The 9273-nt window shown below is 55.4% G+C and carries 6 protein-coding genes and 2 pseudogenes; 1 reads left to right on the top strand and 7 read right to left on the bottom strand.

Translation table 11 applies throughout. The annotated features are described in order from the left end of the window. The 7 genes and pseudogenes from HY17_RS10620 to HY17_RS10585 form a co-directional block, all read right to left on the bottom strand. Positions 1-1010 (bottom strand): IS3 family transposase gene (locus HY17_RS10620; protein WP_155843600.1). Its coding sequence is split into 2 segments (ribosomal slippage), with 1011 coding nucleotides annotated over them: positions 1-749 and positions 749-1010; the frame shifts between segments, so codons are not numbered across the junction. This gene is flagged as partial in the annotation. 141 nt (positions 1011-1151) lie between these two features. Further along, complete coding sequence (locus HY17_RS20540) at positions 1152-1781, bottom strand: Hsp20/alpha crystallin family protein (RefSeq protein WP_197020266.1); 630 nt, start codon at positions 1779-1781, stop codon at positions 1152-1154. A gap of 689 nt (positions 1782-2470) precedes the next feature. Then, on the bottom strand, positions 2471-2890 hold the full coding sequence (locus tag HY17_RS10605) for a PaaI family thioesterase (protein ID WP_034766464.1): 420 nt from the start codon (positions 2888-2890) through the stop codon (positions 2471-2473). Continuing rightward, positions 2887-3756, bottom strand: coding sequence for an alpha/beta fold hydrolase (locus HY17_RS10600; protein ID WP_034766463.1), 870 nt, complete (start codon positions 3754-3756; stop codon positions 2887-2889). Before HY17_RS10600 ends, HY17_RS10605 begins: the two co-directional genes overlap by 4 nt. Positions 3757-3990: 234 nt before the next feature. Then, positions 3991-4209, bottom strand: coding sequence for a hypothetical protein (locus HY17_RS10595; protein WP_034766462.1), 219 nt, complete (start codon positions 4207-4209; stop codon positions 3991-3993). A 332-nt stretch (positions 4210-4541) separates the two neighbouring features. Then, complete coding sequence (locus HY17_RS10590; RefSeq protein WP_051599958.1) at positions 4542-7004, bottom strand: TonB-dependent receptor; 2463 nt, start codon at positions 7002-7004, stop codon at positions 4542-4544. Between the two features lie 256 nt (positions 7005-7260). Next, positions 7261-7572: pseudogene (locus HY17_RS10585) on the bottom strand (integrase core domain-containing protein); the annotation flags it as partial. A 134-nt stretch (positions 7573-7706) separates the two neighbouring features. On the opposite strand from HY17_RS10585, the pseudogene HY17_RS10580 reads away from it, so the two are divergent. Continuing rightward, a pseudogene (locus HY17_RS10580) lies at positions 7707-8979 on the top strand (IS110 family transposase). Positions 8980-9273 lie beyond the last annotated feature (294 nt).

The following is a 9273-nucleotide window of genomic DNA, read 5'->3' as shown; positions in this document are numbered from 1 at the left end:
TCCACGCCAAGCCTCCAGCTTTTCCCTCGCATCGGCGAGGCTCATGAACCAATGCTGGTTCAGGCATTCTGCCCTGAACCGCCCGTTGAAGGACTCGATGAAGGCGTTGTCTGTCGGCTTTCCGGGCCGTGAAAAATCCAGCGTCACATTGTTTGCATAGGCCCAGAGGTCGAGGTCACGGGAGATGAACTCAGAGCCCTGGTCGACCCGAATCGTCTTCGGATAGCCGATCTTGCCGCAGACACGGTCGAGCGTGGCAACAACGTCCTCGCCGCGATAGCTGAACCGTGGATCGATGACAGGCGAGTAGCGTGAGTAAGTGTCGATCACCGTCAGTATGCGTATCTTGTGGCCGCTCACCAGCTGGTCATGTACAAAGTCCATTGCCCAGACATCGTGGGAGCCAGTTGCCTCCCTGCGGTCGTCCCGGAGCTTGGCCTTGACCCGCCGCTTCGGCGTTTTGTTCCGTAATTGCAGGCCTAATTCGTTGTAGATCCTTCGGACCTTCTTCATGTTGATTACCCAACCTTCACGCCGCAGCATGACGTAGACGCGCCGATAGCCGTATCGGACACGCGTTTCACAAATCTCCCGGATACGCAGTTCGAGAGCAGCCTGGTCGCGCCGGCGAGAGGTGTAGCGATAGGACTTCGGATCGAGAACCAGGAGCCCGCAGGCTCGCCGTATCGAGACCGCCCAGTCGTAGCACACCTCGTTGACCAGCTTGCGCTTGCGGCCAGGCTTCAAAGCTTTCGCTTGATGACGTCCTGCAAAATCTCGCGGTCGAGAGTGAGGTCGGCTACGATCCGCTTGAGCCGGGAGTTCTCCTCCTCAAGCTCACGTAGCCGCTTCATCTCCGACGGAAGCAAACCGCCATATTTTTTCTTCCAGTTGAAATACGTCGCCTGGCTGATCCCGGCCTTGCGGCAGACCTCTGCCACCGGAGTCCCTTCTTCGCCCTGCTTCAATATGAACGCCTTCTGTGCGTCCGTGAACTTCGATGCCTTCATCGCTTTCGCTCCATCCCAGCCCGGGAACATTACGCGAAAACTCCAGCCTCAAACGAGGGATTTTTCGGGCAGCAGGTCACAGGAAACAACAGAGTGCTCGCAGCGCCCTATCTCTCACTTATGTTTTTACGGTACACTGATTTATTCCGTTACCAGCCTCGCCGCCCTGAGCCCGCGCACAGCATGCTCAAAAAATCGGGACGCTTCACAGGTTAAGGGCGTTGGATATGAAGCATCCCGGCACCAACCGCGGCAATGTGACTTGCCCAGCGATGCAAAGGCAGGACCCCGAGAGAGACTGGAAGCCCTCAACGCGCTGTCCTTTTTGAACTTGCCAGCTTGGGAATTTCGAAATGCAGCGCGCCTTTGCGCTTGTTGGGCCTTGACCTTGCTGGTGTCAACACCGGACGGGAGCGCGATCGAGCGTTCGAATGTGCCAAACGATCTTTCGACAAGCCGGTAGCTCTTGGTCTTTTCGTCCCTCTCCGGTTTCTTTTCCCCGCGGATCGTCAGCCGGCTGTCGGTCACATTGACCTCGATATTCTTTTCATCCACCCTGGGAAGCTCGGCGGCGACTTCGATCAGACCATCACATTCCTTGACTTCCAGACGCGGCCAGACCTCCTGCATTCCGACCGGACGGCGGAAACCTGCGCCGCTGAAACTGTCAAAAAGACGGTCGATTTCACTCTGCAGGAATGAAAAAGGATCGCGCGCCGGGCAGCCATGTGTTTTTCCTTTAATGACTCCAAAGGCATTATTTGACCGCAAGCCCGCCGCCCTCTTGAGAATTCGCAACGGTTCCGGCCATGAGTTCACTTTTTGTCTGTATCACGCCGATCCGGCACAGTGGAGCGCTGCAGCGCGCCCGGCGTTGCAAGGAAGAGAAGAAGTGGGTGAACGCGTCTGAAATTCAGAACGGTGGAGAAATTCCAATACCCTATTCCTGTGAGGGACGCAACGTTTCTCCACCTCTTAGCCGGGGCGATGTGCCGGTGAACGTAAAGAGCTTCATTGTGCATTGTCAGGATCTAGCCCGGCGGTGCTCAATTGCCGGACGCTCTTTCTCATGACTTGCAAATGATCTACAGGCCGACCTCGCATGGTTCGCAATGGAAAAACGCCGAAAGATTCTGCCGACATCTCAAGAATTGCCATGGTGGTCAGGTCCAACTTGCCGCTGGATTTTAACGTCAGAGCCTGACCACCGAACCCAAGCGCGTCAATCGAAGCCGAGACTAACTCAAATACCAGGCCACTTTTACGGAGGCAGCCCCCACGCAATCAAATAGATGTCCCTCATGCCCCCAATTCCACGGAAACCGCTTCTACACAGACCACCCGCCCCGGCCTCATACGTAAAGCCGGTCGGCTCAGGGGCAACCTGACCTTCTGACTCTGGCCCCTACACCCCGAGACCAGAATTAAAATTACGCAATGCAAGAATATCATGCAAACCTTCATGCACGCCCCGGCATCAGGTAGGCGCCGCGCCCGCTCGAAAGCAGCGCTCCGCTGGCGTTCATGACAGAGGCTTCGGCGACGGAAAGAGTTGCACCCAGACGGACAATTCTTCCCATCATGCTTAGCGTTCCTGGCGTGGCAGGTTTGTGATAGTCAACTCGCAAGTCCGCCGTCGCAGCAGGCGTGTTCCCTGCGGCGAGCAGGGCATAAAATCCTGTGAGATCAATCAGCGCGGCAATGACACCGCCATGGGCAGATTGTATTCGCGGATTGGAAACCAGCTCCTCACGCCAGGGCATTTGCAGTATCAGCTTGTCCTTGTCTGTGCTGATCGCCTTCAGCCCAAGCCAGCGATGGAAGGGGGCCGCATCGAGTGCGGCCTGTATCTGATTAACATTGAGCATGGAGGTGCTCATGCAGGGGTCTGCTCTCGAATCGGACGAAGAAAGGACACGACTGCTTCGACAAATAAATCGTTGCAATCTCCTGCCACCATATGTCTGGCCCCAGCGACGTCAGTGAAATGTGCCCTCGGTGCCAAGGAACGAAACGCCGCGACGGAGTCTTCTGTAACCAGCTCGCTCATACGTCCACGGATGAGATGAAGCGGTACGCGGATGTTCCGAACCGCCTGCTCCAGCTCACTGGTGCGAGCAACCCCAGAGCGACGCGTGACGCCGGTGATAAAGGCAGGGTCCCAGTGCCATCGCCAACGCCCGTCTTCGCCTTGCCGCAGATTCTTACGCAGCCCTTCAAGGTCTTTCGGCCGGGGCCGATGCGGCAAATAGGTGGCAACCACATCAGCGGCCTGTTCCAACGAAGCAAAGCCTTCCTTAACATGCGCGCCCATAAAGCCGACAACTTTGGTGACGCCGGCGGCGTCCATGTTCGGCGTGATATCGACCAGAGTAACCGATTCAAACGCATCGCGCGCAAACATGCCTGCGGCAACTATGGCTGCAAGTCCTCCAAGCGAAGCACCGACTACATGCGGCCGCGGCCTTCCAACCGCGACGCTTTCACCAACCTCTACAAGGTCTCGAGCGATAGCTCCGAGAGAGTAATCACCGTCTGGAGCCCAGTCGCTTTCACCATGCCCGCGAAGATCTAAGATTATTGAGCGATATCCTTCAAATGCCACCGCCTTCGCGGCAGCGCTCCAAGCATGACGAGTTTGTCCTCCGCCATGGGCAAAAATGACCGGAGGGGCAGCGGGATCGCCAACCGAACTGTGCGCCAGCTTCAGCCCCTGCGCATGGAGATATCCATCACAATCGTACAAAAGATCCGTCCACTATAAACTCTTTTACTTATTCCTTTATTAAGTTACCTTACAATCATTGTAAATGGAGAAACCTGTCAAGTTGCCCACGCGGTCGCGCGCATCTGGCTTCATATGAGATCCCGCAATCGATTTCAGCTTCCTTTTTGGTGAAGTGAGCCGACTATCGCGCCGGGCGTACGATCAGGAAATGGAAGCTATCGCCCTCACGCGATCACGGTGGCAGGCGCCTGGTTAAATGATCAGACTGGAATGCCCCAGATCCAGCTTACCGAAGTGCACGACATTAAGCGTCCACATGTTGGGATACTGATCAATCAATTCGATTGATCGGGCCATGTCTCGCGTGAGCGAGATTACCGTGATCGTCGAGCGTGGCGAATTGTCCCAACCGGATTTGCGATCCAGCGCGCAAAGGAGTTTGTGCGATCCGCCGAGCGGCTTGCAGCTCAAGACTTTAACCCTGTTATTGATCCTAGTCCTGGCTTCAGCAGCGGTTTTACTTTCGACAGTTAGCGAGAATCTGAAGTCATGAACTCCTCATCAGCGAGGCTCTGATCCCATCCAGATGAAAGTTCGCTGGCAGGCCAACGTCCATCCTTATGGGCTTCCGGTCCGCGCCTCCTGCCTCTACAAAATCTCTGGAAATGGCTTGCGGAGCGCTACAATATTCAGCAACCACTCCGCAAGCAACAGCTGGAACTTCGCGCTTCCCTCCCCTATGAGATTGGCTCTTGCACCTTGGCTCCTCAAGTCAGGCTAAGCTGACATTGCCTCAAAGTGCTCTAAAACCGAACACGAGCGGTTGCGCCAAAGGTCAGGGGCGGTGACAAGAAAGCACCAACAGCTGTTCCCGGAGCTGTTTGCGTGGCAGCGGTACCTTGAAGCGGCGTATCGAAAGCAAGTTCGTAATAGTCCTCATCAAACAGGTTCTGCGCCCACAGTTCCAACTCGAAGGGAGAGTTGTCACTGTAGAATGACATTCTTGCATTTACCACAACCAGCTCTTCAACCTCCTTGAGCGGATCGAGGTTCGAACCTGTATTATACTTTGAAGTGAACCGGCTCGATACATTGAAGCGCGCATCCCAGTCGCTGATGAACGAGGTTTCATAGGTTGCGGCCAACGTACCCGACCAACGGGGCGCAAATGAAATTGTGCTTCCCGGCAAGCGCGGCGGCGCGAAAAAGTCTACCGCTTCGAAATCATCATACTGGGTTTCCGCATAGACAAGACCGCCCTGCAGTGTCAGCCCTTCAAGCTGTTCAGGCAGGTACCGGACATCGAACTCAGCACCCTTGGAAATCACACCGGGAACAGATGTCACGATGAAGCTCGTACCGGTAAACGTGTTGAGCTGAAAGTCGCTATACTCCTGATAGAAAATCGCGCCGTTGAAGAACAAGCTATTTGCCGCATTGTTGGTCTTAAAGCCGACCTCATACGCATCAACAGTTTCGGGATCAAAGCTGGTATCCAGGTTGGGCTGAAATGGCGTGGGATCTGAGGGACCAAACTGGCTGCGGTCAAGGTTGAAACCACCGGCCTTGTAACCGCGCGAATAGGACGCGTATGACATCAGATTCTCACTGACCCGATATGCCCCCTTTACTGTACCTGATAAATCCTCGTCAGAGCGATCCTGCGTGGCGCTCACACCCACAAAGTTGTCGTTTGTCCAAGGCAAGCAAAGCGTTGGTGTCAATCCACCTGTAGGGCCAAATACGGCCAAGGCTGTGGTACAGCTACCCGCTTCGCCATTAAAATTGGACTCCAGCGTCTTCTCATCAATCGTATAACGAAGACCGACCGTGAGGTCGAACTGATCGCTCAAGCTGAACGTATTGTTCGTGAAGATGGCGTATGTATCCGCAGTTTGTTCATAAACGTCTGCGGTTGCATTTGCCTCGCCCGTATAGATATTACCTGGCAGCGAAGACAGATCAAACGCACCACCACTCGCACCGAGCAGCAATTGTTGAAAGTAGAAAAAGTAATCATTGCCGTAAGTAATGAAATCTGTACGATCAAGAGTTTCATTCGCGTAAAACACACCCACCTGCCAGTCGACGTTATCGGTCGCGCCCGCGAGTCGTAACTCTTGGCTGAATGTGGCAAAAGCGTCCCTGGACGTTTCGTCATCTCGATACCAAAGATCGGCGGCACTAAAATCTGTATCCTGACCCGAGCCGTTTTCCCAATCGCGATAGGATGTGATTGACGTCAATTCACCGAGGCCGGACTGCCACTCGATATTCGCTGACACACCCCAGTCCTCGGTCGTCTGCGTGGCGTCGCGGTTCGCAAAGGCGACGCGGTCGAACGGATCGATCGGAAAAGCAGAGGCCCCGTCACCGCCAGCCAGCAGCGTGATCAGCGGGCCCCTGGCCGGGTCCACCGCGATATAGTCACCCATGCAACAATCTTCTTCCCGATCAGTATAGTCAGCAGAGAGAAGAATCTCGAGGTCGCTGGAGGGCTCAAAACGAAGCTGACCTCGAACGGAGTAGAAGTCATACTGACTCGTTTCGTCCTCGGTACGTGGACCGTTACCGGTCTTTACGTCCAAAAGACCGCCGCGCTCTTCGTATACTCCGAACAGGCGACCGCTCACCGTCTTAGAAAGCGGTCCGGTGACTTCTGCAGACGTGCGAAGGAAACCTTCGTTGCCGATCCCGACCTCGAAGATCGACTCTAACTCGTCAGACGGTTTCTTCGTGATGACATTTATGACGCCCGCAGAGGTCGACTTGCCAAACAAGGTTCCCTGCGGCCCCTTTAGTACTTCGATTCGCTCGATCTCGCCGAGATCGCCGAAGGAAACGCCGTTCCTGGCGCGCGGAACCCCGTCGATAACGACGCCTACTGAGCTTTCGAGACCGGGATTGTCACCAACCGTGCCAATGCCACGAATCCGCGCCGTAGTATTTGCTTGCTTTGACGAAGAAGTTACAAGCAGGCCCGGCGTCACGACCGTCAGGTCCTTGATATCCTGAACGCCAGCATCGCTGAGAAGCTCTCCGGACAAGGCGGTCACGACAATTGGCACATCCTGCAAGCTCTGCTCGCGCTTTTGCGCTGTAACTGTGATTGCACCCAATCGACGTGTGGCCTCCACATTTTCCGCCCCGGATGCAGCAGCACCTTGCTCGTCCACCTCAACTTGCGCATGAGCACCGGCGGCAAACAGCAAAACCGCCAAAGATACCGAAACAGTTGTCTTCGACACCGCGTTGAAATAATACACCTAGTTTCCTCCTTATGTTTATATAATACTGTATGATATGATACTTATCTGCAATGTGAATATTCTTTTTTCCCCCTGACAGAGATCGTCGACGGGTGATGCAAATTTGCAATAGAGGTTATGGCTTGTCCAATCGGACTGGCCCAACCGAAAAGTTAGTTCCGGCTTCAGCTGACACGCTTGGGATCGGTGGTCCGGCCCTGGGGTTAATATCCAGCGGCAATGACGTGCTTGGTCTGGTGGTGCGGCCTTGGCGTTAAAATCCAGTGGCGATTTTGACCTTGCCACCATGGCATAGGCCGGCGTTACGGGCAAACTCGTCGGGAGATTGCCCATTGTGAGCCATGTGAAGCCGGCTCTCATTGGAGTCGCGCCTCCACGCCTCGATCAGCCGCCTTGCCTCGGCCAAGGAGGCGAACCAGTTGATGTTGAGGCACTCGTCCCGGAGCGATCCATTGAAGCTTTCGACGAAGCCATTCTGCTGCGGCTTGCCGGGGCGCGAGAAGTCCATTCTGACCTTGTAATGATATGCCCAGAGGTCCACGATCTGGCCGGTAAATTCACTGCCATAGCACATTGGGAACCGATGTTCCGGAGGTCGTGACCGCCTGCTTGTTTCTCACATGCAGGCGGGCGGTCATGACCGAGCCTTCAGGTCTCTTACAGTGGTTTTGCCGACCACAACTGAAGAGGAGACCGGCCATGACCAAGACGCACCATAAGACAGGGCAACCCGTTCTGGTAGCGATTGATATCGCAAAGCATCGCAATGAAGTTCTGATCGCTGTCCCAGGGAGGCGACGCCGCAAACGCCTCACAGTTCGTAACGTGCGGGAAGATATCGACAGATTTGTCGAGACGCTCACCGCCTTTGGCGTGCCGGTTCAGGTCGGATTTGAGCCGACGGGCGACTACCATCGGCCGCTGGCGTGGCGGCTCCATCAGGCGGGGTTTGAGTTGAAGCTCATTTCTTCGCTGTCGCTGGCACGCACGCGCGAGGCGATGCACAACTCATGGGACAAGAACGATCCGAAGAATGCGCAGGTGATGCTGCATATGATGCAGACTGGGCTAACCCAGATCTGGCATGACCCGCTCGTGCACGGCGTGAACGACATTCAGGAGTTGTCGAAGACACATGCCGTCATATCGCAAACCAAGACGGAGTTCTGGCATCGTTTGAGAACACACTACTTGCCACTCTACTTTCCCGAGGCTGAGCGCTTCATGGGCAACTCGCGCAGCGATTGGTTTCTCGCCTTCCTCGAACAGTTCCCCACGCCGGGATCGATCACGTGCATGTCCGAAGATGCTTTTATCGAAGCGGCCTGGGGTGTTGTCGGCAAGAAGGCATCAATAGCTCGGTTGCTCGCTGATATATACGCCACAGCCGCTGATTCCATTGGCCTGCCGGTCGATCCGGAGACGCCAGCGATCCGCATGTTTTGTCTCGTTCTCGGTCAGGGAAGGCATCTGATTGCCCAACGTGATCAGATCGAACAGCAAGCCAGCGACCTGCTTGGAACACATCCGGACTTCGTACGCTTGAGGACCATCCCAGGCATCGGGCCGATCAACGCGCTCACCATCCTGGCTGAGGCCGGGGACCTGCGCCGCTTCGGGCATCACCGGCAGTTTCTTAAGTTTTGCGGATTCAACCTTTCGACTCAGCAGTCAGGCATATTCCGAGGACAGACCAAACTCTCCAAGTTTGGAAATGCCAGGCTGAGACGGACATTCTGGATGGCGGGACAGGTCGCCATTCGGCAGCGCGAGAACGGCTTCCGCGACAAGTATGAAAGATACATCGCCAGAGATCACAGCGATCCGCACCTGAAGCGCAAGGCACTCACTGCCGTTGCCGCAAAGATCGCACGCACCGCACATTCGGTCATCAAGACCGAGACAGATTACCGCCCCTTCTTCGAAGGACGCGGTCCCAGGCGGAAGGACCCCGCTCTGCAAGTGCCGTTGAGGCATGCATCGTCATGACCTCGTAGATAATGTTCGGGTCTTCTGCCTGGGTATTCGGATCTCGTCTTAAGGACGGTGAGGGCCGCAATCCAGCGTACCCTGTGTTTGCTATGGAAGAACTGATTCCTTGACGACAGAAGACGCCTGGGTGATTTTACAAACGAGCGGGACGCAGGTTCGCCGTCACGCATCAACGACCTGTTGGCTCATTCCAGCTTTCGTTCTTTTCATAGGACGTAGCACATTCGGAACCAAGGCAGGTCATGGCCGCCTGCGGCGCATTCCGCACGCAGGC

The organism is Hyphomonas sp. CY54-11-8 (assembly GCF_000682735.1).
In the GTDB taxonomy this organism is placed as follows: domain Bacteria; phylum Pseudomonadota; class Alphaproteobacteria; order Caulobacterales; family Hyphomonadaceae; genus Hyphomonas.
Note: the sequence above shows the minus strand (reverse complement) of the source record. Positions and strands in the feature narration are given on the sequence as shown.

Coding starts and splice junctions, on each gene's coding strand:
- HY17_RS10605 (WP_034766464.1), bottom strand. CDS start 2,890: ATGAGCACCTCCATGCTCAATGTTAATCAGATACAGGCCGCACTCGAT.